Genomic DNA, 25,198 nt, shown 5'->3' with positions numbered 1-25,198 from the left:
GGGGTGCCCCCCGAAAAATCGCCCGAAAATCGTCCTCACTGACGAACTTGGGCTAAGCGTCTCACACGAACCCTGGTGGGAGTATACCACCGGACTCCTGGCAGGTCAACAAGGAAGGCGGCCTGAGGTCTGCCCCCAGGGAATCGGTGGCTCGATCGGCCGTGCAAGTGGAATGGGCTGCCATGCCGAGGCGGCACGCGGCTCTCGAGATAGCTGAACCGGTTCTGTCCTGTGGGCGGGGCCTCCGCGGCCCGCGGCGGCCGTCGGCCATCATCGGCTCATCGGCGGCTGCGCCCGATGGCGTCCAGGCACTGAAGGCCCTCAAGGGGTTGCACCTTGGCGAGGATCGTGGCGAGGAGAGGCTATGGCGCTTTCGCGCGAAAGAGCCATAGTCTCTTCCGCTCGCCGATCCGTCTGTTGGTCGGAAAGACAACCAGAGGGCAAAGGGGCGCATAGCCTCAAGCAAGCGGGGAGTGTGGCGTTTTCGCGCGAAAGCGCCATGATCTCTGACGCTAGCCCGTCCCCCCATTGGTCAGAGAGACAACCGCAAGGCGAAAGCGAGCATCGCCTCAAGCAAGGGGCAAGCGAGGGGCCATGAGCAAGCGCGCCAGCAAGCGGGCAAGGGACAAGCGCGCCTGTCACGAATGGCGTGAAGCTAAGGCAACCAGTCACTCGCCCACCAGAAGAGAAGACCGCCTAAGTGCTGGATTACCAACGGGTTATGGACTCGTTCGGAGTCCAGCCTTCAGGCGGCGTTGCCTTGTCTTTTCGCCATTCCACTCGGGCGCCGTCGGCGGGGTCGCTGGGGCCAGGGGCATGCGTCCATACTTGCTCATCCCTGTGGGAGAAGAAGTGAGCAAGTATGGGTAGAGGGGCGAGAATGGGCGATTCAGGCGGCTCCGGCCATACTGCGCCTGCTCGGGCGGTGAGCAGGTATGGGCGGGATGGTCCGCTGGTTGCGAAGCTCACGCTTCGGCGAAGCGCTCTTGCCAACTCCCGTTGGCTCCCGGAGGCAGGGGCTTCCCAGGTGGTGCGCCGAAGCGTTCCGGCGCGGTGGGGCCAGGGTCGCCCTACTTGCTGCTCTTCTTGGCGGCGGGCGGCCTCGGGGCCTTCTTGGGCGGTTCGGGCGGGGGCTCGGGCTTCTCGAGCGAGAGGGCGGCGGCCTGGGCGAACAGGAGGCAGGCCTCGACGGCGACGTCCTGGTTGGTGATGCTGTCCTCGCCGTCGCCGCAGATGCGCAGGCTGGCGGCCAGGACGCCCTTGGAGCCGGCCCAGTTGGCGGCGGAGGGGCGCTCGGCGTCGCGCGTGACGCGAAGCTGGAGCATCTGGTCGCCGACAACGAAGCGGTAGCGCAGGCGGGCGTTGAGCACGCTCACGAGGCCGTGCAGGAGCGCCTGGTGGGCGGCGGAGCCGTCGCGGGCGCGCACGAAGCGGTAGCCGGCGTCGTAGTCGTCCACGCTGATCTCGAGGAACGCGGCGGCCTTCTCCTTCTCGACGGTGTTGCGGACGACGACCGAGCCCTCCTCGCAGAATGCCTCGCGGCCGCGGGCCTTCTTGTCGGCATACTCGTCCCATTGATAGGCGAAGTTGCGGTCCAGGTCCACGCCGTTCTCGTTGGGGTCCTGGTTGTGGCGGTAGCCGTGGACGTTGAGGATGGGGAGGATCCTGATGCGGGTGCGCTCGAGGAGCCAGTCGATCTTCGGGTCGTTCTCGGGGTTGTCGAGGAGGACTTCGGCGAGGCGGAGGAGCGCGGCGGAGCCGAGCCAGTGTGTGCCGCGCAGGGCGCCGGCCAGGACGATGAGGGGCCCGTCCTTGGCGCCCAGGGTGTAGCTGTAGATGAAGTCTTCCTTCTTGCCCGCGCCGCCCTCGAAGGCTTTGGCGAGCTTGTCCTTGTGCTTTTCGGCGAGGTCGTCGAACCACTTGAGCACGTCGTCGTATTCGGGCTTGCTGGGCAGGTAGCGGGCGTAGCGGGGGCCGGAGCCGAGGGCTCGGGCGGCGAAGATGAGCTTGTTCTTCGCCCCGGGGTCGCGGCCGGCGCGCCCGGTGGGGGTGATCAGGTCCATCACGGCCAGGCGGCCGCCGAGGTCCACTTCGAGCAGGGCGGAGTTCTTGGTCGAGGCGTCGGTGGCGAGCAGTTTTTCGGCCTGGTCGGCCTGGGGGATGCCGGCGATGTAGCGGGCCACGTAGCCTTTGCCCTTCTTGCCGTACCAGGGGATGCGCGACTCGGGGGGGAAGCCGATGGTGAAGCCCTCCTCGCGCACGGTGCGCAGGGTGGTGGGCTCCTTGAACTTCGTTTCGTCGGCCACCTCGCCCTTGATGTGCGAGTAGGCCAGGGTGTCCACGATCACGAGGTGGCCTTCGCGGGCGAAGGGCTGGGCGATGGGGTCGCCGCCCATGAAGAAGATGCCGCCGTGCAGGATCACGATGCGCGCGGTGCAGCGGGGGTCGAGAGCGATTCGGTCGCTCAGTTCGGCCACCACGAGGCGGTCGGCGAGGAGGGCCTTGAGCTCCTTGGCCTCGAGGGCGTCGCGCTCGTCGGTGAGAAGCTGCACGTAGGGCACGGGGGCCGTGACCGGCAGCAGGTCGTCCTCGGCGCGGCCCGAGCCGAGGAGGAAGGTGAGGCAGGGCCAGTTGTCCTCGAACTTGGCGATCTCGGCGTAGCCGGCGAGGCGGTTGCCGCGCCGCACCTCGAGGCAGGTGCCCACGGGCACGCCGTGTTCGGCGGCGGCCTCGGCCTTCACGCGCAGGCCGACGATGGGGATGCCGTCCTTGAGCGTGCGCAGCTTGAGGGTCTCGCGGGAGGGCCCCTTGCCTTTCGGCTTCGGGGTTTCGGCGCCCGGCCCGTCGGGCGCGGCGCCCTCGGCCGCGCGCCCGCGCCCGGGCGCGCCGCCGATGGCCAGCGCCGCGAGGGCGAGAAGGGTCCGCCAGATGGCGCCGCGGACTCTCATGGTGCCGCCCCTCCGACCCCCGGCTTCTCGCAGGCGCCCGCGCCCACGAGGGGCGGGGGCTTGGCGATGAGAAAGCGCGCCCCCACGCGCGCCGCCAGCAGCGCGCCGATGCCGATCACAGCCACGTCCCACAGCCGCAGGCAGAGCAGATAGGCCATGGCCATGGCCGCGTGGGCGGCCGTGTTATAGCCCAGCAGCGCGAACACCGCGATCAGGCCGCCGTCGAGCATGCCCACGCCGCTCGGGGTGAGCTGCACGGCCAGCAGGAGCTGGCCGGCCGCGAAGATCAGGCACAGCTCGCCCAGCCCGAGGCGCAGCCGCCCGCCGAGCAGGAAGAAGGCCAGGGGCTTGGCGAACACGATGGCGTGCGAGGCGAGCATCATCCCGAAGGCCGAGAACGAGGTCCGGCCCTCCTCGCAGAACACGCGCGAGGTCTGGTCCTCCATCTCGGCCACCCGATGCCACAGCCGCGCCACGAGGCGCCGCAGCGGGCGCGCGCGGGCCAGCGCGCGCACCATCTGGGTCAAGGGCCGCCAGCGCCGCCACAGCGACACCCACAGCAGGCCGCAGAACCCCAGCAGCAGGCCGGCCACCGTCACGATGGCGATCCCGCCCACCAGGTTGGGCGGCCGGAACAACACGTCCTTGTACTCCAGGGCGGCCACCACCGCGCTGAAGCCGAAGAGCAGCATGAAGCTCAGCAGCTCCAGATACTTGCACAGCAGCACCGTGCCCGCGACCTGGGGGTAGGGCAGGCCCGCCATCTTGCCCACGTAGGCCACCCGCAGCGGCTCGCCGCCCAGGTAGGTCGAAGGCGTGATGATGTTCCCCGCCTGGCCCACCGTGGTGGCCTCGACCAGGGTGCGGAACCGCACGCGGTGCCCCACGGGGCGGTTCAGCAGCAGCCAGGCGAGCGACTGCGCGATGATGAACAGCAGCGAGAGGCCGCCCACCGACGCGAAGGCCGGCAGGCCCGCGAGCCGCACCTGCTTCGCCGTCTCCTCGAACCCCACGGCCCACACGATGGCGGCGAGCAGCAGAACGGTCACGGGCAGGAGAATGGCGAACCGCATCACCCCGCGCATGGCTGCCCCTGCGTCCTTCTCCAGACCGGCCTGTGCATCGGCGATGCAACGGGCGGCCACGCCGAGCGAAGCCGGGAGCTCTCTCGTGGGCTGCGCGCGAGGAGAGATTGCTCGGCTTCGTCAGGCCCGGAACGCCCCGTGTCGCCTCTTTGCATTGCCCATGCAGAAGTCAACAGGCCATTGCTTCCCTAAGCCTACGCTCCCGCCGTTCCCGTGTCAAGGCCATATGGCGCCTCGCGCGCACGGGTCGGCCCCCTCCCCGCGAGTCGAGAGAGTGGGGCACACCGCCCGGCCTCGCAGAGGAGAGAGGGCGCCACGGGGCCCGGGCAGGTGGGCGGGACGGGCATCTGGCCTTCGGACCAGGCGGAGGGCGGAGACAGGCCCCGGCCGCCCTCACGCGCGGTGCTCGGTGCGGGCGATGATCTCGTCCTGGAGATCCTCCCACAGGGAGATGAAGGGGGCGGAGTAGCCTGCCACGCGCACCATCAGGCCGGCGTGTTTCTCGGGGCAGCGGCGGGCCTCGAGCAGCATCGCTCGGTTGACGAAGTTGAACTGAAGCTGCTGGCCGCCGGCCGCGAAGTGCGCGGCGATCAGGGCGGCGACCTTCTCGACGCCGGCGTCGGACTCCAGCAGCGCGGGGTCGAGCTTGACGTTCACCGACACCGACGTGGGGAGCAGGCGGTGGGGCAGTTTGGCGACGGAGTTGAGCATGGCCGTGACGCCGCGGCGGTCGCGCCCCTGGGCGGCGGCCAGGCTGTCGGCCAGCGGCTCGCCGGCGCGGCGGCCGTCGGGCGTGGCGCCCGTGAGGCGGCCGAACTCGACGTGCATGTTCTCGCCGCCGGCGAGGGTGCCGAGGGTGTAGCGCCCGCCGCGGAAAGGCGTGCGGCGGGCGAGAATGGCCTCGAGGCGCTCGAGGATGCGGGCGGCCAGGGCGTCGGGTTCGGGCTCGTCGTTGCCGAAGCGGGGCATCCGGTTCACGATGCGCTGGCGCAGCCCCTCGCGGCCGTCCCAGTTGGTACGGAGGGCCTCGGCCAGCTCGGCGAGCGTGAGGACATGCTCGTCGTAGACCAGGCGGCGAATGGCGACGAGCGCGTCGGCCAGGTTGGCGAGGCCGATGGCGTCCCAGTTGCAGAAGTTGTAGCGGGCGCCGCCCTGGGTGTAGCCGCGGCAGGCCTCGATGCAGTCGCTGGTCACGAGCGAAGCGGTGAGGATGCCGCCGGGGATTTCGGCCTGGCGGCGGTCGCGGTCGAGCGAGAAGGCGTGGGCGCCGGCCACCGCGGCGTCGATCGCCTCCTCGAGGGCGGCCCAGAGCTTCTCGAAGGAGTCGAGCGCGGCGGGGTCGCGGGGCGGCGGCAGCTTGGGCTCGAGGCCGAGGGCGACGCGCAGCAGTTTCGGCAGGTTGAGGAAGCCCTCGACGGCGCCCATCTGGGCCTTGCCGGTGACGATCACCTCGTGGCAGCCGGAGAGCGAGAAGTCGCGCGCGTCCTCGGGCGCGACGCCGAGGCGGACGAGGGCGGGCACGATCTGCTCGTCGTTGCAGAAGTCGGGGTTGCCGGCGTGGGTTCTCAGCACGCGCACGGCGCGGCGCAGGAGCGCGGGGGGCGTGGCCGCGTGGCAGCGGAGACCCACCTGCGGGCGCTGGAGGCGCAGCTCCTCGGTCACGTCGAGGCACAGCCAGGTCAGCTCGTTCGAGACGTCGGCGCCGTCGGCCCGGGTGCCGCCGAGGGTGAGGTGCTGGTGGGCGGCGACGGCGGCCTCGGCGCCCATGAACTCGAAGACCTTGAGCCACAGGCAGGCGAGCAGCTCGCGGGCGAACTCGGGCGTGAGCGTGCCCGCGGCGATGTCGCGGCGATAGAAGGGGCAGAGATACTGGTCCACGCGGCCCGGGGCGTCGGGCGCGAAGAGGAACGCGAACCAGGCGGCCTGGCAGGCCTCCCAGAAGGTGCGCGGCGGCTCGGCCACCACGCGGCGGCAGTGGGCGGCGATGGTGAGCAGCTCGCACCGGCGCTCTGCCATGCTGAGCGCGTCGAAGCGCCTTTCAGGGGAGCTGGCTCCGGCAACGGAGTCGGCTCCCTTGCCTCGGTCTCCTCTCTCGAAAGGTTCCTCGACGAGCTCGGAATGACAGGACTCGTGCTGCGCGGCGAGGGTCTCCGCCAGGTCGGCGTGGCGGCGGCAGAAGGCGATGTAACCCTCGGCCACGAGGCGCAGGGCGTCGAGGAAGGCCCGCGGCTCGTCGCTGGGCGCGCGCTTCGCAAGCGGGACGCTTGCGGCTGCGTCGGGAGCGAGACGCGCCCTGCGCTCCTCGATGCGGGCGATCAGGCCGTGGAAGCCGCCCGAGAGCACGGCGTCGTAGTCGAGCGTGGTGTGGTTGCCGGCCGGGCTGAGCACGCCCTCGCGGATGAGGGCGGCCACGTGGTCGGGCATCGGCCACCAGGGCTCGAAGCGCTGGCGGCCGAACGACTGCGCCTTCGAGCGCTCCGCGCCGTAGATCAGCCCCGCCCGCGCGCCCACGAGCAGTTCGCCCTCGTGGATGGCGATGGGGCGGTGGAGCCAGTAGTGGGCAAGGGCCTTGGCCTCGCGCACCACCGCCGGCTCGCCCTCGGTCTGCGCGAGGGACTCCTCCCGCAGCCGCTTCCAGTCGGGGTCGGCGACGTAGCGGCTCGTCAGCGCCCGCTCGCGGAGGAAGGAGATTCGGTCATTCATCGCTGTCGCTCTCCGCGCGGCGGGCGGCGCAGTAGTTCCGCCGCATCGCGGCTTGGCGGCCCTTCTTCCGACATCCCACGCCTCCTGCCAGTTGGCCTTCGGATTCTACCACGCGACACGCGGCGCCGCAACACGCCGAAAAGTGTTGCAGGCGGCCGGAAGCGGCGCTAGACTCCTATTGAAGGAGCGGACGGGCCAGCGGGCCGGGTCAGGAAGGGAGCCTGACCATGAACGGCAGTCGGACTCTGGCCTGCGTAGTGTGTCTGGTGGTGTTCGGAGAGGCCCTCGCGGCGCAGTTGCCGTGGGGCCGCGTGCTGCCCAAGCCGGCGCCGGGCGGCAACGCGATCGTGATCGAGGGCGAGGCGCTGGCCGGGCAACTGGGCACGACGAACGGCCAGGCGTCGGTGCAGCAGATGGCGCCCTTCGGGGCGTCGTGGAGCGGGGGCGCGCAGCTCTTCTGGGCGCCCACGCAGATCGGCGCGCGCCTGAGCACGCGCATCCAGGCCCCCGCGGCGGGCAACTACGCGGTGGCCGCCTGCTTCACCCGGGCGCCGGACTACGGCATCGTGCAGGTGGCGATCAACCAGGTCAACGTCGGCGCGCCCTTCAACGGCTACGACGCCCGCGTCGCCCACAGCGGCAAGGTGGCCCTCGGCGTCGCGGCCCTCCAGGCCGGCGCGAACGCCCTTTCGCTCGACGTCGTGGGCAAGGACCCGCGCGCGACCGGGCTGCTGGTGGGCCTGGACCTGCTGGAGCTGACGCCCGCCGGCGCCGCGGCCGGCCCCGGACCAGCCGTCGTGTCGCCCAACGTGGTCGAGGCTCTGGGCCAGACGCCGCCGCCCACGGCCGCCGTGGTGGAGACGTTCACGCCGCCCACCGTGCTGGCGCGGGCCGTGATGGCCCAGCGATTCGTCGCCGTCACCCCTCACCCCGCCCAGTTCAAGGTCACCAAGGGCCCCCTCTTCCAGCTTCCGAACGAGGACCTGCGGCCCACCATCCAGAAGCTCGGCCTCCAGCTTCGCGACCAGGGCGGCCGTGGCACCTGCTCCGTCCACGCCATGACCTTCCTCCTCGAATACATGTACGCCACGCGCAAGAACCTCAACTTCCGCGACCTGTCGGAGGAATACCTCAACTACGCGGCCAACCTCGTGACGGGCAAGATGGTGGACGGCGATTTCTTCAGCAATCTGGACCTCGGCTACCAGAAGTGGGGCACCTACCCCGAGGCCCTCGTGCCCTACAAGGCCACGTTCGACCCCAAGTACAAAGTGCCGCAGGTCTACATGGACGTGGCGAAGAAGTGGATGCGCTTCAGCGCCGACTTCATCAAGCCCTGGAACGCCAACACGGGCGCCACGATGGGCCAGCTCTACAACGTCTTCATCTACCTCGAGAAGAACACCCCCGTGGCCATCGGCATGTGGTGGCCCAAGCCGGGCCTCTTCCAGACCGTGAACATCAACGGCGTGGACGTGATGGCCGTGCCGCAGCAGCGGAATGTGGACTGCGTGGACGGCCACTCGGTGGCGATCGTGGGCTACCGCAAGGACCCGGCGTTCCCCGGCGGCGGCTACTTCATCTTCCGCAACAGTTGGGGCGCCACCTGGGGCGACCAGGGCTACGGCTACCTGCCGTTCGATTACGCGCTGAAGTATGCGAACGATCTGGTGGCCTACCGCGAGTGAGCCGGCCGGGCAGCGCGCTGCGATTCGCTGCCGTTGCGGGCGGGGCCTCCGCGCCCCGCGGGGCAGAAACGCCCCGCCCACAAGCTCCTTAGCCCCCTCGTCGCGGGCGCTGCGATCGGAAACCGTGGCGTGCCGTCTAGGCCGGCGGCCGCGCCTTCGCGCGCTCGTCGGCGAAGAGCGCGCGCAGGCGGTCCGTCGAGCAGTCCTTGCAGCCCAGGGCATCGTGGCGATCGTCGGCGGGCACGCGCAATCGGCGGACGATGCGGCGCAGCTCGGGGTGGTCGTGCTCGGCCAGCTCGCGGAGGAAGCCCTGGAACTTCGCGCAGGTCTTGCACTGCTCGACCACCACGTAGCGCTCGAGCTCGCCGTGCAGGCGCTCGAAGGCGTGCTCGCGCTTCCTGTCGGGCAGCGCCAGCGTGGCCAGCCCGATGAGGATGAAGAGCACGCCCGCCGCGATCTTGACGTGCCGGGGGTCCACCAGCCGCGCCACCACGCTGCCCGCGAGCACGCCCAGGGCGCTCGTGGTGACGAGCGCGAGGGCCGACGCGCCGAAGACCAGCCACAGCGCGTGGCGGTTGCCCGCCGCGAAGCTCATCGTCGCGAGCTGCGTCTTGTCGCCCAGCTCGGCCAGGAAGATCGCGCCAAACGTCACCAGAAAAAGCCTCAGGTCCATTGAACAGCCGTCCCTTTCAGCACAGGTTCATGCCGCAGGCGTGACCCGTGCCGCGTGACCAGGGAGGGCCATGGCGGCCCCGGGCCTTCTCACGCATCAGGCGTCACGCCTCTCATCCCAACGCCACATCGAGGAACATCATGATGGCGAAGCCGCCGATGACGCCCATGGTGGCGAGGTCGGTGTTCCCCTCGCGCTGGGCCTCGGGGATCAGCTCCTCGGCCACGACGAAGATCATCGCGCCGGCCGCGAAGGCCAGCGCGTAGGGCAGAATCGGCCGCACGAGCAGCACGAGGCCCGCCCCGAGCACGGCGCCGATCGGCTCCACGATGGCCGAGAGCTGGCCGTACCAGAAACACCGCGCGGGCGACAGCCCCTCGCGCCGCAGCGGGAAGGCCACGGCCATGCCCTCGGGGAAGTTCTGGAGCCCGATGCCCACGGCCAGCGCAATGGCCCCGCCCAGCGCCGCCGCCGGCGACATGCCGCCGGCCGTCAGGTGCGGGATCGCGCCGAACGCCACCCCCACCGCCAGCCCCTCGGGGATGTTGTGCAGCGTGATCGCCATCACCAGCAGGATCGAGCGGCGCCAGCGACTCTTCAGGCCCTCGGCCGCGCCCGGCGTGTCGGCCAGATCGGGGTGCAGGTGCGGCAGCAGGGCGTCGAACACCCGCAACACCGCCGCCCCGGCGAGGAAGCCGACCACGGCGGGCAGCCACTTGCAGCCGCCCATCCGCTCGCTCATCTCGATGGCCGGCGCCAGCAGCGACCAGTAGCTCGCCGCCATCATCACCCCCGCCGCCATGCCCAGCATGGCGTCGAGAAACTTCTGGTTCAGCCGCCGCGTGAAAAACACCGGCACCGAGCCGGCCGCCGTCACGCCCCACGTGAACAGCCCGCCGGCCAGAGCCTGGAGCACCGGATGCCACTGCGAAAACGGAGTCATCGGGGGCCTCCAATCCGGGAGTGCTCCTCAGTATCGCGCAGGGGGCCGACGGAATCAACTGCCCGCGGCGGCCCCGCGCGAGGCGGCCGCGGTGCCCACTCGGGCCGTCGCCAGCGGCAGGAGGATGCCCGCTTGGGCAAGCTCCTGGATGGCCCGATCCGCGTCCTTGACTTCCGGCCCCCTCCGCCCTATCCTAGAGCGCAGACTCGATCCCTCCGCGACCCTTGGCGCACGAGAGGAGAACCCATCGTGGATTCCGTTTCCCCGCGCGGGCTCACCCGCCGCGAGGCGCTGGCCGCCGGCGCCTTCGCCGCCGCGGCCGCGCCCTTGGCCGCCGGCGCCGCCGACGCCCCGCCCCCGCCCAAACGCCGCATCCGCCAGAGCTTCGCCTGGGGCTGCTACATCAAGAAGGACGCCGACCCGCTCCAGATGATCAAGGTCGCGGCCGATATCGGCTTCGCCTCCATCGAGATGGGCCCCGAGCAGCACTGGAAGGCCATCCAGGACGCCGGCATGCAGGTCGCCATCTTCGGCGCCGGCGGCGGCTTCGTGGACCCGAAGAGCTGGGACGCGGCGGAGCGCAGCATCCTGGCCGCCCTCGAGAAGGCGCAGAAGTACGGCATCAAGAGCCTGCTCTCGCTCACCGGCAACCGCGGCGAACGCTCCGAGAAAGAGTGCATTGACAACTGCGTCAAGTTCCTCCCCCGCGTGGCCAAGCCCCTCGAACAGGCCGGCGTGCGCCTCTGCATCGAACTGCTCAACAGCAAGGTGAACCACAAGGGCTACTTCCTCGACCGCACCGCCCTCGGCGTCGAAATCTGCAACCAGGTCAACTCCCCCGCCATCGGCCTGCTTTACGACATCTACCACATGCAGATCATGGAGGGCGACCTCATCCGCACCATCACCGAGAACATCAAGCTCATCGGCCACTTCCACACCGGCGGCAACCCCGGCCGACGCGACATGGACGACCAGCAGGAGATCTACTACCCCGCCGTCATGCGCGCCATCGCCGACACCGGCTACCAGGGCTACGTCGGCCACGAGTTCGGCCCCAAGGACAAGGACATCGTGGCGGCGATGAAACGCAACTTCGCCGTCTGCGACGTGTAGATCGTGACGCGTGATGCGTGACGCGTGAGCAGAGAAAAACAGGAGAAATGCGATGGAGGAGAAACAGAGAGTCACGCGGCGGTAGGCGCTGGCAACGGGCGCCGTGGCGGCCACGATTCTGCCCCGCCTCGGCCGCGCCGCCGAGACCGATGCCCCCGCCCAGCTCAAGGGCCGCATCCGCCAGTCGGCCAGCAAGTGGTGCTACGGCGGCATCTCGCTGCCCGACCTGTGCGCCTTCGGCAAGAAGATCGGCCTCCAGGCCATTGACCTCCTCGGCCCCGGCGACTTCAAGACCCTCAAGGAGCACGGGCTCGCCTGCTCGATGGTGAGCTGCAACAGCATCCCCAAGGGCTTCAACCGCACCGAGAACCACGAGGAACTCATCCGAAACCTCCGCCCCGCCATCGAGGCCACCTCCGCCGCCGGATTCCCCAACGTCATCTGCTTCTCCGGCAACAACCAGGGCATGGCCAAGGACGAGGGCCTCAAGAACTGCGCCGAGGGCCTCAAGAAGATCGTCGGCTTCGCCGAGGAGAAAAAGGTCGTCCTCTGCATGGAATACCTCAATAGCAAGGGCCACAAGGACTACATGTGCGATGACTCGAAGTGGGCCTTCGACCTCGTCAAGGCCGTCGGTTCGCCCAACTTCAAAATCCTCTACGACATCTACCACGTGGCCGAGATGGAGGCCCAGATCGTCGAGGAGGGCGGCAAGCGCGTCGCCAAGCACCGCATCGGCCAGCTCATCAAGGACAACATTGACGCCATCGGCCACTTCCACACCGGCGGCTACCCCGGCCGCAACGACCTCGACGCCACGCAGCTCCTCGACTGGCCGGCGCTCATGAAGATCATCGCCGAGACCGGCTACAAGGGCTACGTCGCCCACGAGTTTGTGCCCAAGGCCAAGGACCCCGCCGGCAAGCTCGCCGCCCTCAAGCAGGCCGTCGAACTGTGCGACGTGTAGGAACGCGGGCAAGGCGTTCTCCGGCTTTTGACACCGTCCTTGCCGCGAGGTACACTCCAACCAATGGGCAGGCATGAGAAGCTCTACGAACACATCCTGCTTCGTCGCGGGGACGCCAACGTCCCTTTCGACGGTCTGTGCTCCCTGATGTAGCGTCTCGGGTTCACTCGCAGGATACGAGGTGACCATCACATCTTCTGGATGGATGGCGTCGAGGAGATTCTGAACCTGCAACCCCGGGGCGTGACCGCCAAACCGTACCAGGTCAAACAGGTCAGGGACATGATTCTGCGCTACGGCTTGCGCTTGGAGAAGTAGGAATGGACAGCCGTTACGAGATCATCATCTACTGGAGCGACGAGGACGGCGCCTTCCTGGCCGAAGTGCCCGAGCTGCCCGGCTGCATGGCCGACGGCGCGACTTACCAGGAAGCGCTTGCCCACGCGCAGGTGGCCATTGACGAGTGGCTTGAGACCGCTCGCCAGATTGGCCGCGCCGCCCCTGAGCCCAGGGGCCGCCTCATCTATGCGTGAACGCTGTGGCCCCCTCGCACTCCGCACCGAAAGGAGTCCTCGAGTGCTCGCAAAGTGGCTGTGGATGTCGGTCCTCGTGTCGCTCGTGGGCGCCGCCGAGGAACCCGCCGACGCGCAGAAGATGCAGGGCACCTGGACCATCGAGGCCGCCGAGAAACACGGCGAGAAGCAGCCGGCCGACGCGCTCAAGGCCCTCCGCGCCGTGATCAAGGACGACACCTTCGTCTTCAAGATGGGCGACCAGGAGGCCGAGAAGGCCACCATCAAGCTCGACCCCGCCAAGACCCCCAAGGCCATTGACTTTCAGCCCGCGTCCGTCGCAGGCACGGAGAAGAAGCCTTCGCTCGGCATCTACGAGCTGAAGGACGACACGCTGAGGCTCTGCTGGCGCAAAGAGGGCGGAGCACGGCCCACCGAATTCGCCACCTCCGCCGACGACCGCGACTCCGTGCTCATGGTCCTCAAGCGCGAGAGGAAAGAATGAGGCTCAGCAGGCTTTGGCGCTCCTGACGCGGCCGCCGCCGCGGAGCGTCGGACGGGTGCTGCCGCTCCAGCCGTATCCGCCCCATAACCATATACATTGCAACGCCTTACGATCTCAGGGGCGCCCCCGTCCCATGCTGGCTCATCCCGCAGATGAGCCAGCATGGCCGGAGCCGCGAGAATCGCCAATCCTCGCCCTTCTGCCCATGCTGTATCACTCTCCCCCTCACAGGGTTGATACAGCATGGGCAAGCTGCGCCCCCCCAGGCACTCGGCCGCGCCCTCCCATGGAACCGCCAGGCCCGCCAGGAGGAGGAATGGCCACACCCTGTGCCAAGCCAGCCGAGCCAGGAGCGCCAGACCCCGAAGGGCCTCACATCAGGTGAATGCCCAACTGCTTGAGGGCGGCTTCGGCCTCAGGGCCGAGCTGGGGCGCGCAGAGAACGGCCGCAGTGGGGGAGAGTCGGCGAACGACGAGCGGGGCCACCTCGGGCAGGCGCAGGGCGGCATCGAGGGCCTCCGCCGAGTGGACCTCGAGCACGTGCAGGGTGCAAACCTTGGCCGGATGCACGCCGGCGGCCCAGTTCCGCACCGAGTACTCGATGTTCTGCGGCAGCGGCGCCCGATTGTTCCGGGCCAGCGTGGCGAGGATCGCGTCGGGGGTCAGGCCGCGCAGGACGGCCTTCTGCACGCTCTCCTGGGTGATGCGAAGGTGAAGGGTGACCTCGTTCTTCCCGCGCTCGCAAAAGGCGCATAGGCGGTGGAGCAACTCCAGGTGGCCTTCCTCGGGGAAAAGGATGACCTCGGCGTCGGGGTTGACGAGCAGGAGCGGCCCGCGTGGCGCGGGCAGCGGCGCGCTGCCGAGCAGAATGGGCGCGAGGGGGGAGGCGGCCACGAACGACTGGCCGCCGCATCGCCCGATGTCCATCACCCCAGCATAGTTGAGCGCCTGGAGCAGCGGCTCTCGGGCATCGGCGAGCACGGCCGCAACGGTGCGCAGGGCTCTGGGGTAGCGCCACAGGGCCTCATCCGCGGCGGCCGGTTCCTGGGCCTGAGGCGCCTCGCGCTGGAGCAACTCGAGAAGGTAGCGCGAGACGAGCCGCGCCAGAAAGGCGTTGGTGGGCATCCACACGCCCGGCCGCGCGGCAAGGAGCACGTCGCGCGCGAGGCGGGCCAAGGCGCGAAAGTGCACCGGCGGGCAGGCGCCCTCCGCCAGCCGCAGCAGCGCGTCCAGCAGCGCCCGGGCCTGCTCGACGAGCGGGCCGCTCTGCCAGGCGGCGGCCCCGGGGGCCGCCGAGACGCGGCCATCGTCGCGCGTCTCGAGCAGCCCCAACTCTCTGGCCGCCGCCAGCTTGAAGGCCAGCAGCGAGTCCTCGTCCATGAAGAAGCCCGTGCGGAGGGCGGCCTGCGGCAGGAGCTGGTTGCGCGCGCCCTTGAAGAAGCGGCCCGCCGCCGTGAGCTTCGAGGGGTTCGCCCGCAGGAAATCCACCGCCGCCATCAGGTCGGTGAGGAAGTCGACGCCGCAAGCGTAGGTGTGGTCGAGGTCCGGCTTGGCGACGGCTCGGGCGGCGGCGTGGGCCTCGACGATCTCCTGGTAGAGGGCGAGGCAGTCGTGGTCGTCGCCGAGGCCGTGTTCGAGGAGCGACAGGTGGCCGAACGTGCCGAGCAGGCCGGCCTCGAGCGCGGAGCGCCAGGCGGAGGCGTCCACCGCCTCCATGTCGAGGCCCAGCGAGGGGAAGCGCTCGAGGGGCAGGATGCCGGCGTGGTCGTCGAGGGCGAGGCGCACGGCGCGCCGGAGCGCGTCGCTGGGCAGCGCGGCGATGCGGGCCTCGACGGCCTCGGGCCGCACGAGGTCGGCCAGCAGCGTCTCGGGGGCGCCGGGGGCGCCGGCGAGGCGCCGGCGCACGTCGGGCGGGCGGCGGGCCAGGTAGGCGCGCAGGCTGAGCATGAGCGCCGGGTCGCGCAGGTCGAGGTTGAGCACCTCGGCCAGCACGTCGCCCAGCTCGGCGGGCATGGTGACGAAGAGGGTCTCGGCCTGGCCCCAGACCTTGCGCATCGAGCAGGCGAGGAAGCCGCGGCGGTCGAGGTCCTCGGCGAGCTCGCGCTCGGCCTGGGCCGTGGCGGGCGGCGTGGAGAGGCGGCGGAGCAGCACGCGGGCCTCGCCCTCGTAGCCGTCGAGGCGCAGCAGGCCGCGGAGGAACTCCTGCTGGGCCTCGTCGAGGTTCAGGAAGCCCTCGCGCGCGCGCTCGGGCGAGAGCATCTGCTGGCGCAGGGTGCGCAGCAGCTCGTGCTTCGAGGCGCTGCGGCGCGTGGCGGGCGCCCAGATCCACTGGAGAATCTGGAGGTTGGCGATGCTGCGCGCGTTGAGAAACTCGTCGAGCTGCATGGCCGGTCAGGTCACCTCGTGGGCGTCCAGGATGCGGTACGAGTAGCCCTGCTCGGTGAGGAAGAGCTGGCGGTTGGCCGCGAAGTCGGCGTCGCGGCTGTCGCGGGTGACGAGCGAGTAGAACTGGGCCATCGAGCCGTCGCTCTTGGGCCGCAGGATGCGCCCGAGGCGCTGGGCCTCCTCCTGGCGCGAGCCGAAGGTGCCGCTCACCTGGATGGCCACGTTGGCGTCGGGCAGGTCAATGGCGAAGTTGCCCACCTTGGAGACGATGAGCGTCTGGAGGCGCCCCGAGCGGAAGTCGGCGTAGAGCCGCTCGCGCTCGCGGTTGGGCGTGGAGCCGGTGATCAGCGGGGCGCGCACGTCGCGCGCGATCGCCCGGAGCTGGGCCAGGAACTGGCCGATGATGAGCACGCGGTCGCCCGCGTGGCGCGCCAGCAGGTCGCGCACCAGGGTGTGCTTGGCCGGGTTCTCCGAGGCGATGCGGAACTTGTCGCGGTTGGTCGAGAGGGCGTAGCTCATGCGCAGCTCGTCGGGCAGCGGGAGGCGGATCTCGGTGCACCGGGCCGTGGCGATCCAGCCCTGCTTCTCGAGCACCTTCCACGGCACGTCGCAGCGCTTGGGCCCGATGAGGCTGAAAACGTCGTCCTCCTTGTGGTCCTCGCGCACCAGCGTGGCCGTGAGGCCCAGGCGGCGGCAGGCCTGGATCTCGGCGGTCACGCGGAAGACCGGCGCGGGCAGCAGGTGCACCTCGTCGTACACGATGAGGCCCCAGTGCAGGGCGTTGAAGACGCCGAAGTGCGGAAACGCGTCGCTCTTGCGCCGCCGGTAGGTGAGGATCTGGTAGGTGGCGAGGGTGACGGGGCGGATCTCCTTCGCCTCGCCCGAGTACTCGCCGAGCTGGTCGTCGGCCAGGGTGGTCTTGTCCAGCAGCTCGCGGCGCCACTGGCGCACGGCAGTGATGTTGGTGCACAGGATCAGGGTGTGGGCCTGCACGCGGGCCATGGCGGCCATGCCCACCACGGTCTTGCCTGCGCCGCAGGGCAGCACGATGACGCCGCTGCCGCCGCGCGCGCTGCCGCCCGCGAAGAAGACGTCGGCCGCCTCGCGCTGGTAGGGCCGCAGCGCGAACGGCCGGCCCTCGAGCGTGGTGTCGCGCAGCGCGAGGGCCAGCGGCGTGCCGGCCACGTAGCCCGCCAGGTCCTCCACCGGGTAGCCGATCCGGATGAGGGCCTGCTTCACGTGGCCGCGCCGGTCGGCCTGCACGGCCACCGCCCGCGGGTCCAGCGGCGCCACCACGTAGGGCCGCACCAGCTTGTGCCGCTGCACCTCGGCCAGCAGCGGCTCGTCGTCCGACGCGAGCACCAGGTCGTCGCCCCGGCGCTCGAGCCGCAGGCGCCCGTAGCGCCCGATGAAGTCCCTGACCTCGAACTGGATGTTCGACGGCACGTCGTACTTGGTGAAGCGGCCCAGCGCCTCGAGCACATCGGCCGCGGTCATGCCCGCTGCCGCGGCGTTCCACAGCGACAGCGGGCTGATGCGGTAGGTGTGGAAGTGCTCGGGGCTCTTCTCGAGCTCGGCGAAGCGCGCCAGCGCGTCGCGCGCCTCGGCGTAGCGCGGGTTGTCCACCTCGAGCAGCACCGTGCGGTCGCCCTGCACGATGAGCGGGTTGCTGGTGTCGGGCGGCATGAGCGGCGTCGAGCCCCGGAGCCGGCGGATTCGAGATAGACCCGCATTCTAGCCGCGCATCCCGCGCGGGTCAAGCGGAAAAAAACCGCGGCGGCCCGCCGCGCTTGATTACACACAGCCGTTCGGGGAGAATTGAAGGGGTTGCCGCCCACGCCTGGGCCACTCGAAGAACAGGCGCCCGCGCATGGAAGAGAAGCCGCCCAAGCCGCAACCGCCCCTGCCGCGGGGCCTCACGATCCGGGCCTACGTGGCCCTCTGGGTCGCCAGCATCCTCGCCGCGTTCCTGGTGCTGCTCGCCACCTGGCACGTCACCGAGGCCACCCTGCGGCGCATGCGCCAGCAGATCAACTCGGCCGCCCACGCGCTGGACCTCGGGCGCGTGCTCGAGGCGGCCTTGCTGCGCGAGGAGCGCGAGGACCTGCTCTGGCGCGCCACGGGCGATGCGGCCCACCTCGACCGCAAGCTGGCGGCCCTCCAGGAGGCCGCCGCGGTGGCCGAGCGCCTCGAAACGGCCGGCGTGGCGCCCGCCGAACGGAACCTGGTGGACGACCTGCGCGCCGAACTCCGCACGTTCCAGGCCGCGGCCTCCGCCACAGGGCCGGCCATCACCCGCGAACGCCCGAAGGCCGAGGACGTGTTGACCCTGATAAGCCAGTACATGCAGATGAACGAGGCGGACCTTCAGGAGACGATGAACGAGTCCCTCCGGTTGCGGCGGGTGGTGGACTATTCGTTCCTCGGGGTGGGCATTCTGGTCGCCCTGGTGCTGGCCGCCGGCTCGATCGAGCTGGTCCGCCGCGTGGTGCGCCCCGCCACCGAGCTCACGCGCGCCGCGCGCCGCTTCGGCCGCGGCGACTTCGAGGCCCGCGCCCGCGTCCTGCGCGACGACGAGCTGGGCGAGCTGTGCCGCACCTTCAACGCCATGGCCGAGAGCCTCGCCGCCCAGGAGAAAAGCCGCCTGGAGTTCGTCGCCACCGTGGCCCATGACCTCAAGAACCCGCTCGTCACCATCGGCGGCGCCGCGCGCCGGCTCCGCCGGGGCGGCCTCGACCCCCAACGCCAGGCCGCCTGGCTCGACACCATCATCAAGCAGTGCACCCGCCTCGAGAACCTCACGCACGACCTGATGGACACGGTGCAGGTTTCCACCGGGCGCCTCACGCTCGACAAGTGCGAGTTCGACCTCACGGCGGCCCTGCGCGAGCTGCACGCCGAGCAGGCCGAGGCCTTCCCGCGCCACCAGCTCGTCTTCGAGGGCGAAGAGGAATGCCGCATCACCGGCGACCGCGACCGCCTCGAGCGCGTGGCCATGAACCTCCTCTCCAACGCCGTGAAGTACAGCCCGCCCGGCAGCACCGTGCGCCTGAGGGTCACGCGCGAGGACGCGCACGCCCTCTTCACCGTGGAGGACCAGGGGACCGGCATGTCGCCCGAGGACCTCAAGGTGCTCTTCCTGCCGTTCGGCCGCGGCGCCCGCGCTCGGACGATGGCCAAAGGCACCGGCCTGGGCATGTCCGTGGTCCGGCAGATCCTCGATGCCCACGACGGCACGATCACCGTGGACAGCCAGCTCGGCAAGGGCACCACCGTGGCCGTGCGCCTGCCGCTCGCCAAAGGCTGAGAGGGGCAGCTTCCTTGCCTGAAGCCCTCCACTACCTCACCGAGCACCAGGTAGCGCTGTTCCTCCTCCAGCTCCTGCTCCTGCTGGGGCTCGCGCGCGGCCTGGGCGCGCTGGGCCAGCGCCGGGGCCAACCGGCGCTCCTCGGCGAAATCCTCGCGGGCGTGATCCTCGGCCCCACGCTCCTGGGCCGCGTGGCCCCGGGCCTCCAGGCCCGCCTCTTTCCCGCCGATGCCGTGCAGTTCGCCCTGCTCGACGCGGTGGCCTACCTCGGCCTCCTGCTCCTGTTGCTCAGCGCGGGGCTGGAGGTGGACGTGGGGGTGGCCTGGCGCCAGCGCGGCGACGCGCTGAAGATCGCCCTCAGCGACATCGTGCTGCCCATGGCCGTCGCCTTCGTGCCGGCCCTGCTGCTGCCCGACCGCTACCTGGCGGTCCCCGGGCAGCGGCTCGTCTTCGCCCTGTTCATCGCCACCGTGATGACCATCAGCGCACTGCCCATGACCGTGAAGGCTCTGCACGATCTGGACCTGCTGAAGACCGACCTGGGCCTGCTGATCATGTCGGCGCTGACGATCAACGACATCATCGGCTGGGCCATCTTCACCCTGGTCCTGGGCTTCGCCACGCAGGCCGGGGTGGGGCTGGGCCACATCCTGTTCGTCGTGGGGGCCACCGTGGCCTTCGCCGCCGCGTGCGTGGCCGTCGGGCGCCGCGCCGTCGCGGCCGGCATCGCCGCCCTCCAGCAGCGCCTCGCGGCCGACGCCGGCCTGGTGCTCACGTTCGTGTGCTGCGTGGGGCTGCTGTCGGGCCTCGTCACCCACTGGCTCGGCGTGCACGCGCTCTTCGGGCTCTTTCTGGCCGGCATCATGGCCGGCGGCGCGCCCGCCCTCTCCGAACGCACGCGCCACGTGATCAGCCAGATGGTGCACGCCGTGTTCGTGCCGGTCTTCTTCGCCACCATCGGCCTGCGGATCGATTTCCTGGCCAATTTCGACCTGCGGCTGGTCGCGCTGCTGTCGGTGGTGGGCATCGCCGGCCGCTACCTGGGCGCGTGGGTGGGCGCGCGCATGACCGCGCTGTCAGCCTGGGACCGCGTGACGGTGGCCATCGCGCACACGCCGGGCGGCTCCATGGAGATGATCATGGCCCTCGTGGCGTTCCAGAGCGGCCTCATCACGCTGCCGGTGTTCGTGGCCATCGTGTTCTCGGCCCTTGCCTCCTCCATCGTGCTCGGCCCGTGGCTGGCCTGGTCCATCCGCCGCCGCGGCGCGGTCAACGTGCTCGACCTGGTGGCGCGGCGCGCGATGCGGCTGGACCTGCGCGCGGCGTCGCGCGGGGACGCGCTGGCCGAGCTCTGCGAGGCCGCGGCCGAGCAGGAGGGGATGCCGGGCGGGGGCGTCCTCGCCGCGGCCGTGCGCGCCCGCGAGGAGACGGCCGGCACGGCCGTCGGCGAGGGCCTGGCCGTGCCGCACGCGCGGCTGCCGGGGCTGGCCAGGCCCGTGGTCGTCTTCGGGCGATCCGTGCCCGGCATCGAATGGAACGCGCCCGATGGCCTGCCGGCCCACCTGGTCTTCCTGATCCTCACGCCCGCCGACGACCAGGGCCTCCAGGTGCAGATTCTGGGCGCGCTGGCCCGGGCCTTCGGCGCCGAGCCGCTGCGCCGGCGCCTCCTGGCCGCCTCAGACCCACAGGAGGCCTGGGCCGTGCTGCGCGAGGCCCTGGGCCGGCAGGCCCTGCGCCCGCCCCGCGCCGGGCGCGGCCGCTCGGCTTGACCCGCGCCGCCGACTCCGGCACAATGGCCTGTGGGCCGACGCCACCGTCCGCGGAGACGCCGCTTGCCCGGAGCGCTGCTGCAACTCGGCGAGCACCACATCGGCCTCTTCCTCCTCCAGGTGTTCCTGGTGTTGGGCCTCGCGCGCGGCCTGGGCTGCCTCTTCGAGCGCATCGGCCAGCCGGCCCTCGCCGGCGAGCTGCTCACCGGCGTGATCCTGGGGCCCACGCTCCTGGGCCGCCTCGCCCCCGCCGCCCACGCCTGGCTCTTCCCCGCCGACGTGGTCCAGTGCTCGATGCTCAGCACGTTCGCCTGGGTGGGCCTCCTTCTCCTGCTGCTGAGCGCCGGCACCGAGGTGGACGTGACGGTGGCCTGGCGCGAGCGGGGCCACGTGGCCGGCATCGCGGCCGCGGGCCTCACCGTGCCGCTGGCCCTCTCGTGCGCGGCGGCCCTGCTGCTCCCCGACCGCTACCTGGTGGACCCCGCGCAGCGGCTCGTCTTCGCCCTCTTCGTGGCCACCGCGCTCACGATTGCCGCGCTGCCGATGACCGTGCGGGCGCTCTACGACCTCGACCTGCTCAAGAGCGACCTGGGCCTCCTCGTGATGGCCTCGCTCGTCGTCCACGAGGTCATCGGCTGGGCCGCCTTCACCCTCGTGCTCAGCGCAGCCACCCAGGCGGAGCTGGACGTGGCCCACGTGGGCCTGGTGGTGGGCGGCACGCTGGCCTTCACGGCAGCGTGCATGACGCTCGGGCGCCCTCTGGTCGCGCGCGGGATCGCCTGGGTGCAGCGCGGGCGCCAAGCCGACTCCGGGCTCGTGCTCACCTTCGTGTGCTGCGTGGGCCTGCTGGCCGGCTTCATCACCCACCGCATGGGCATCCACGCGCTCCTCGGGCTGTTCCTGGCCGGCGTGATGGCCGGCAGCGCGCCCGCCCTCTCCGAGCGCACGCGCCACGCCATCACCCAGATGGTCTACGCCGTCTTCGTGCCCGTGTTCTTCGCGGGGCTGGGGCTTCGGGTGGATTTCGTGGCGAACTTCGACCCGCTGCTCGTGGCGCTGTTCGCGGTGCTGGCCATCGGGGGCAAGTTCCTGGGGGCCTGGGCGGGGGCCGGGCTGGCCGGCGTGCCGCGGTGGGAGCGCGAGTTCGTGGCCGTGGCCCACACGCCGGGCGGCTCGATGGAGATGGTCGTCGCCCTCGTGGCGCTCCAGGAGAAGCTCATCACGGTGCCCGTCTTCGTCGCCATCGTCTCGGCCGCCCTCGCGTCGTCGGTGGCCCTGGGGCCGTGGCTGGCGCGGGTCATGCGGCGGCGGCCGGCCATCAACGTGCTCGACGTGTTCCTGCGCCGCGCGATGCGGCTGGACCTCCAGGCCACGACCCGCCGCGAGGCGATCCACGAGCTGAGCGAGGCCGCGGCCGAGCAGGGCGGGCTGCCCAAGACCGCCGTGCTCAACGCCGCCGTCCGCGCCCGCGAGGAGATCGCCGGCACGGCCCTCGGCGAGGGGCTCGCCGTGCCCCACGCGCGCTTCGACAGCCTCAGCAAGCCCGCCGTCGTCGTCGGCCGCTCCCTGGCCGGCATCGAGTGGGACGCCCCCGACGGCCTGCCCGTACATCTGGTCTTCCTCATCCTCACGCCGGCCGACGACCAGGGCCTCCAGGTGCAACTCCTGGGCGCGCTCGCGCGCGGCCTGGGTCCCGAGGCGGTCCGCAGACGGCTGCTGGGCGCGCGCACCGAGGCCGAGGCCTGGGCCGTGCTGCGCGAGGCCCTCGGCCCGCACGATCTCGTGCGGCCCATTGCCTCGGGGCGCCCGATCGGGTAAGCTGGAAGTGGTGGGAGGGCACCCCGACGGAGCCCCGATGGACGCTGCGACCCGACAAGACCCGCCGCACACCCTGCGCATGATCGCGTGGGAGCTCACGCGCGCCTGCAACCTGGCCTGCCGCCATTGCCGCGCAGCCGCCACCGCCTGCGTGCCGCCCGGCGAGCTCTCGACCGCCGAGGCCCTGGCGGTGCTCGACGACATCGCATCGTTCGCCCAGCCCACCATCATCCTCACGGGCGGCGAGCCGCTGCTGCGGGCCGACCTCTTCGACATCGCACGCCACGCCACGGCCCTCGGGCTGCGCGCCGTGACCGCCACCAACGGCGCCCTGCTCGACGAGTCCGCCGCCCGCCGCCTGCTCGACGCCGGCGTGCGCCGCATCAGCGTGAGCATTGACGGCCAGGACGCGGCCAGCCACGACGCGCTGCGCGGCGTGCCGGGCGCCTTCGAGGCCTCGCTCGCCGGCATCGCCGCGGCGCGGGCCGTGGGCCTCGGGTTCCAGCTCAACACCACGATCACCACCGACAACGCCGACCAGCTCCCGGCCATCTACGACCTCGCGCTGCGCCTGGGCGCTGCCGCCTACCACGTGTTCCTGCTGGTGCCCACGGGCCGCGCCGCGGCGATGCGGGGCCTGGAACTCGACGCCCCGCGCTACGAGGCCGTGCTGAACTGGCTGGCCGACCGCGTGGCCGATTCGCCGATGGAGATCCGCGCGACCTGCGCGCCCCACTTCTACCGCATCCTGCGCCAGCGCCACATCGCCACCCACGCGCGCGGCTGCCTCGCGGGGCAGAGCTTCTGCTTCATCTCGCACCTCGGCGACGTGCAGCCCTGCGGCTACTTCGACATCCAGGTCGGCAACGTGCGCCAGCGAAGCCTCCGCGAGATCTGGGAGAACGCCGCCCTCTTCCGCCAGCTCCGCGACCACAAGGCCTACACCGGCAAGTGCGGCTCGTGCGAGTACGTGCGCGTGTGCGGCGGCTGCCGCGCCCGCGCCTACGAAGCCACCGGCAACCCCCTCGCGCCCGAACCCTTCTGCGCCTATGTGCCCGCCTGCAAGTGAAGTGCGGGGGAAGGGCACCTTCTTCGGCAAGAAGGTGCCCTTCCCCCGGCACCCCTATCCCTCCAAGAACCTCTACACGTGGCATCGGCGGCAGCCACCGATGCCCGGCGGAGCGGTTCTTGAGGAGGGGTGCGGGGAGGAACTTCTTTCCAGGAAGTTCCTCCCCGCCATGAGGTTGAACCGGCAGCAGGGGCCTGGTAGAATCGGGCAACGGGAGGCGGTTTGCGGAGTGTGTGGGTTGCGTTGGCCTCTGGCGAGATACGGCACGCGCGAGATCGTGGCGGGCACCGTGCTCCTGGGCGCAGCGGCGGCGCTGGCGGCGGCCACGCTGCCGTGGCTTGCCGTTGTGCCGGCGGCGCTGTGGGTGTTTCTGCTGGCGTTCTTCCGCGACCCCGAGCGGGCCGCGCCCGAGGGCGAGGCGAAGCTGCTCTCGCCCGCCGACGGCGTCGTGGCCGACCTCGAGACCGTGCGCGAGGACGAGTTCCTCCACGCCGACGCCCTCCGCATCGGCATCTTCATGTCCGTGTTCAACGTCCACGTCAACCGCGCGCCCGTCTCGGGCAGGGTGGCCTACCGTGGCTACAGGCCGGGCAAGTTCCTCAACGCGATGGGCGCGGCCGCATCGGACCAGAACGAGTGCTCGTTCGTCGGCCTCGAGCGGCCCGACGGCACGCGCCTGCTCGTGCGCCAGATCGCCGGGCTGATCGCCCGCCGCATCGTGTGCGAGTGCCGGGTGGGCGACCACTTGCATCGCGGCCAGCGCTTTGGTATGGTGAAGTTTGGCTCGCGGCTCGAGGTCTACGTGCCCGCGAGCGCGCCGTTCCGCCCGGCCGTGGCCGTGGGCGACCGCGTGAAGGCGGGCCTCACGGTGCTCGGTGAGCTGAGCGCTGACCAGAGAGCAAACGCATGAGGAAAATCGCCGCCGTTCCCTCGATGCTTACGCTGGGCAACCTGCTGTGCGGGTTCCACGCGGTCTACTTCGCCTCGAAGGGCACGCGCGAGGGCCTCGTGCTCGCCGCCTGGATGGTGCTGCTGGCCATGGTGTTCGACGCGGTGGACGGCATGGCGGCCCGCCTGGCGCGCGCGGCGAGCAAGTTCGGGGCGGAGCTGGATTCGCTGGCCGACGTGGTGAGCTTCGGCGTGGCGCCAGCCTACCTGGTCGCGGTGCTGTCGGCCCACGCCGAGCTTCAACACCAGCGCCTCGTGTGGATGTCGTGCATGGTCTACGTCGTCTGCGCCGCGCTGCGTCTGGCGCGGTTCAACGTGCAGACCGGGCTCGACGAGGAGAGCCATCGGTCGTTCTCCGGCCTGCCGTCGCCCGCGGCGGCCGGGCAGGTGGTGGCGCTGATCATCCTCGACGCCAGCCTGCGCGCCGAGCACGACATCACCCTCGTCTCGCGCGTGCTGCCCACCATCGCCTTCTTCGCGGGCGCGCTCATGGTGAGCCGCGTGCCCTATCCGCACCTCGTGAGCCGCTTCACGCGCCGCCACCACACCTTCACCGAATTCGCTTTCCTGGCCATCATCATTCTGCTGGTCGCCACGTACCCGGAGTTCACCTTCGCCGCAGGCTTCTCCGCCTACACGGTCACCGGCCTCCTCGCCGCCGCGCGGCAGGCCGTGCACCGGCGGGGCGAAGAGCAAGAGCCCATCTTCTAAGCTCGACTTTCGCCAAAATGGAAGACGCCGAGAGCCCACGTGGTATGATGT

The 25,198-nt window shown here is 70.8% G+C and carries 18 protein-coding genes and 1 pseudogene; 12 read left to right on the top strand and 7 right to left on the bottom strand.

What is annotated here, in order from left to right:
- Positions 1 to 1,070 precede the first annotated feature (1,070 nt).
- The 3 genes from PLE19_20330 to PLE19_20320 all read right to left on the bottom strand — a co-directional run bounded on the left by PLE19_20330 (position 1,071) and on the right by PLE19_20320 (position 6,736).
- A complete protein-coding gene (locus PLE19_20330; protein HPD17290.1) occupies positions 1,071 to 2,948 on the bottom strand; it encodes a M14 family zinc carboxypeptidase in 1,878 nt (625 codons plus the stop codon).
- Positions 2,945 to 4,033: a lysylphosphatidylglycerol synthase transmembrane domain-containing protein gene (locus PLE19_20325; protein ID HPD17289.1), complete on the bottom strand. Its 1,089-nt coding sequence runs from the start codon at positions 4,031 to 4,033 to the stop codon at positions 2,945 to 2,947. Before PLE19_20325 ends, PLE19_20330 begins: the two co-directional genes overlap by 4 nt.
- A gap of 393 nt (positions 4,034 to 4,426) precedes the next feature.
- Positions 4,427 to 6,736, bottom strand: coding sequence for a pyruvate formate lyase family protein (locus tag PLE19_20320; protein ID HPD17288.1), 2,310 nt, complete (start codon positions 6,734 to 6,736; stop codon positions 4,427 to 4,429).
- Positions 6,737 to 6,963: 227 nt separating this feature from the next.
- Here PLE19_20320 and PLE19_20315 point away from each other — a divergent pair, with 227 nt between their 5' ends.
- The gene (locus tag PLE19_20315; protein HPD17287.1) at positions 6,964 to 8,424 is read left to right on the top strand and encodes a C1 family peptidase; all 1,461 of its coding nucleotides are present in this window, start codon (positions 6,964 to 6,966) and stop codon (positions 8,422 to 8,424) included.
- Between the two features lie 136 nt (positions 8,425 to 8,560).
- On the opposite strand, the gene PLE19_20310 is transcribed toward PLE19_20315, so the two are convergent.
- Together PLE19_20310 and PLE19_20305 are read right to left on the bottom strand one after the other, a co-directional pair.
- The gene (locus PLE19_20310) at positions 8,561 to 9,097 is read right to left on the bottom strand and encodes a TMEM165/GDT1 family protein (GenBank protein ID HPD17286.1); all 537 of its coding nucleotides are present in this window, start codon (positions 9,095 to 9,097) and stop codon (positions 8,561 to 8,563) included.
- Between the two features lie 112 nt (positions 9,098 to 9,209).
- A complete protein-coding gene (locus PLE19_20305; protein HPD17285.1) occupies positions 9,210 to 10,040 on the bottom strand; it encodes a ZIP family metal transporter in 831 nt (276 codons plus the stop codon).
- Between the two features lie 249 nt (positions 10,041 to 10,289).
- Here PLE19_20305 and PLE19_20300 point away from each other — a divergent pair, with 249 nt between their 5' ends.
- From PLE19_20300 to PLE19_20280, 5 genes and pseudogenes are all read left to right on the top strand, one after another.
- Entirely contained in the window at positions 10,290 to 11,156 is an 867-nt protein-coding gene (locus tag PLE19_20300; GenBank protein ID HPD17284.1) for a TIM barrel protein, read from the top strand.
- Between the two features lie 103 nt (positions 11,157 to 11,259).
- A complete protein-coding gene (locus PLE19_20295) occupies positions 11,260 to 12,123 on the top strand; it encodes a sugar phosphate isomerase/epimerase family protein (GenBank protein ID HPD17283.1) in 864 nt (287 codons plus the stop codon).
- A gap of 63 nt (positions 12,124 to 12,186) precedes the next feature.
- Positions 12,187 to 12,441 (top strand): annotated as a pseudogene (locus PLE19_20290) (type II toxin-antitoxin system HicA family toxin).
- A 2-nt stretch (positions 12,442 to 12,443) separates the two neighbouring features.
- Positions 12,444 to 12,656 (top strand): type II toxin-antitoxin system HicB family antitoxin, encoded by a 213-nt coding sequence (locus PLE19_20285; GenBank protein ID HPD17282.1) that lies wholly within the window; start codon positions 12,444 to 12,446, stop codon positions 12,654 to 12,656.
- Between the two features lie 43 nt (positions 12,657 to 12,699).
- Complete coding sequence (locus tag PLE19_20280; protein ID HPD17281.1) at positions 12,700 to 13,140, top strand: TIGR03067 domain-containing protein; 441 nt, start codon at positions 12,700 to 12,702, stop codon at positions 13,138 to 13,140.
- Between the two features lie 372 nt (positions 13,141 to 13,512).
- Here PLE19_20280 and PLE19_20275 read toward each other — a convergent pair whose 3' ends face one another.
- Together PLE19_20275 and PLE19_20270 are read right to left on the bottom strand one after the other, a co-directional pair.
- Positions 13,513 to 15,525 carry a helicase-associated domain-containing protein gene (locus tag PLE19_20275; protein ID HPD17280.1) on the bottom strand — a complete coding sequence of 671 codons (2,013 nt, stop codon included), beginning with the start codon at positions 15,523 to 15,525 and terminating at the stop codon, positions 13,513 to 13,515.
- A 6-nt stretch (positions 15,526 to 15,531) separates the two neighbouring features.
- Entirely contained in the window at positions 15,532 to 17,211 is a 1,680-nt protein-coding gene (locus PLE19_20270; protein HPD17279.1) for a DEAD/DEAH box helicase, read from the bottom strand.
- Positions 17,212 to 17,395: 184 nt separating this feature from the next.
- Here PLE19_20270 and PLE19_20265 point away from each other — a divergent pair, with 184 nt between their 5' ends.
- The 6 genes from PLE19_20265 to pssA all read left to right on the top strand — a co-directional run bounded on the left by PLE19_20265 (position 17,396) and on the right by pssA (position 25,147).
- Positions 17,396 to 18,832, top strand: coding sequence for a HAMP domain-containing sensor histidine kinase (locus tag PLE19_20265; GenBank protein ID HPD17278.1), 1,437 nt, complete (start codon positions 17,396 to 17,398; stop codon positions 18,830 to 18,832).
- A 14-nt stretch (positions 18,833 to 18,846) separates the two neighbouring features.
- Positions 18,847 to 20,601 carry a cation:proton antiporter gene (locus tag PLE19_20260; GenBank protein ID HPD17277.1) on the top strand — a complete coding sequence of 585 codons (1,755 nt, stop codon included), beginning with the start codon at positions 18,847 to 18,849 and terminating at the stop codon, positions 20,599 to 20,601.
- 63 nt (positions 20,602 to 20,664) lie between these two features.
- Positions 20,665 to 22,419 carry a cation:proton antiporter gene (locus PLE19_20255; protein HPD17276.1) on the top strand — a complete coding sequence of 585 codons (1,755 nt, stop codon included), beginning with the start codon at positions 20,665 to 20,667 and terminating at the stop codon, positions 22,417 to 22,419.
- A 37-nt stretch (positions 22,420 to 22,456) separates the two neighbouring features.
- The gene (locus PLE19_20250; protein ID HPD17275.1) at positions 22,457 to 23,488 is read left to right on the top strand and encodes a radical SAM protein; all 1,032 of its coding nucleotides are present in this window, start codon (positions 22,457 to 22,459) and stop codon (positions 23,486 to 23,488) included.
- A 238-nt stretch (positions 23,489 to 23,726) separates the two neighbouring features.
- Positions 23,727 to 24,398: a phosphatidylserine decarboxylase family protein gene (locus tag PLE19_20245; GenBank protein ID HPD17274.1), complete on the top strand. Its 672-nt coding sequence runs from the start codon at positions 23,727 to 23,729 to the stop codon at positions 24,396 to 24,398.
- Entirely contained in the window at positions 24,395 to 25,147 is a 753-nt protein-coding gene (gene pssA / locus PLE19_20240; protein HPD17273.1) for a CDP-diacylglycerol--serine O-phosphatidyltransferase, read from the top strand. Before PLE19_20245 ends, pssA begins: the two co-directional genes overlap by 4 nt.
- Positions 25,148 to 25,198 lie beyond the last annotated feature (51 nt).

Source organism: Planctomycetota bacterium (assembly GCA_035384565.1).
Classification (GTDB): domain Bacteria; phylum Planctomycetota; class PUPC01; order DSUN01; family DSUN01; genus DAOOIT01.
The sequence above is the reverse complement of the archived record's forward strand: the minus strand, read 5'-3'. Positions and strand labels throughout refer to the sequence as shown.

Bases quoted from the DNA above. Each gene is read 5' to 3' on its own strand.
- PLE19_20330 (HPD17290.1), bottom strand. From the start codon at position 2,948: ATGAGAGTCCGCGGCGCCATCTGGCGGACCCTTCTCGCCCTCGCGGCG.
- PLE19_20325 (HPD17289.1), bottom strand. From the start codon at position 4,033: ATGCGCGGGGTGATGCGGTTCGCCATTCTCCTGCCCGTGACCGTTCTG.
- PLE19_20320 (HPD17288.1), bottom strand. From the start codon at position 6,736: ATGAATGACCGAATCTCCTTCCTCCGCGAGCGGGCGCTGACGAGCCGC.
- PLE19_20315 (HPD17287.1), top strand. From the start codon at position 6,964: ATGAACGGCAGTCGGACTCTGGCCTGCGTAGTGTGTCTGGTGGTGTTC.
- PLE19_20310 (HPD17286.1), bottom strand. From the start codon at position 9,097: ATGGACCTGAGGCTTTTTCTGGTGACGTTTGGCGCGATCTTCCTGGCC.
- PLE19_20305 (HPD17285.1), bottom strand. From the start codon at position 10,040: ATGACTCCGTTTTCGCAGTGGCATCCGGTGCTCCAGGCTCTGGCCGGC.
- PLE19_20285 (HPD17282.1), top strand. From the start codon at position 12,444: ATGGACAGCCGTTACGAGATCATCATCTACTGGAGCGACGAGGACGGC.
- PLE19_20275 (HPD17280.1), bottom strand. From the start codon at position 15,525: ATGCAGCTCGACGAGTTTCTCAACGCGCGCAGCATCGCCAACCTCCAG.
- PLE19_20270 (HPD17279.1), bottom strand. From the start codon at position 17,211: ATGCCGCCCGACACCAGCAACCCGCTCATCGTGCAGGGCGACCGCACG.
- PLE19_20265 (HPD17278.1), top strand. From the start codon at position 17,396: ATGGAAGAGAAGCCGCCCAAGCCGCAACCGCCCCTGCCGCGGGGCCTC.
- PLE19_20250 (HPD17275.1), top strand. From the start codon at position 22,457: ATGGACGCTGCGACCCGACAAGACCCGCCGCACACCCTGCGCATGATC.
- pssA (HPD17273.1), top strand. From the start codon at position 24,395: ATGAGGAAAATCGCCGCCGTTCCCTCGATGCTTACGCTGGGCAACCTG.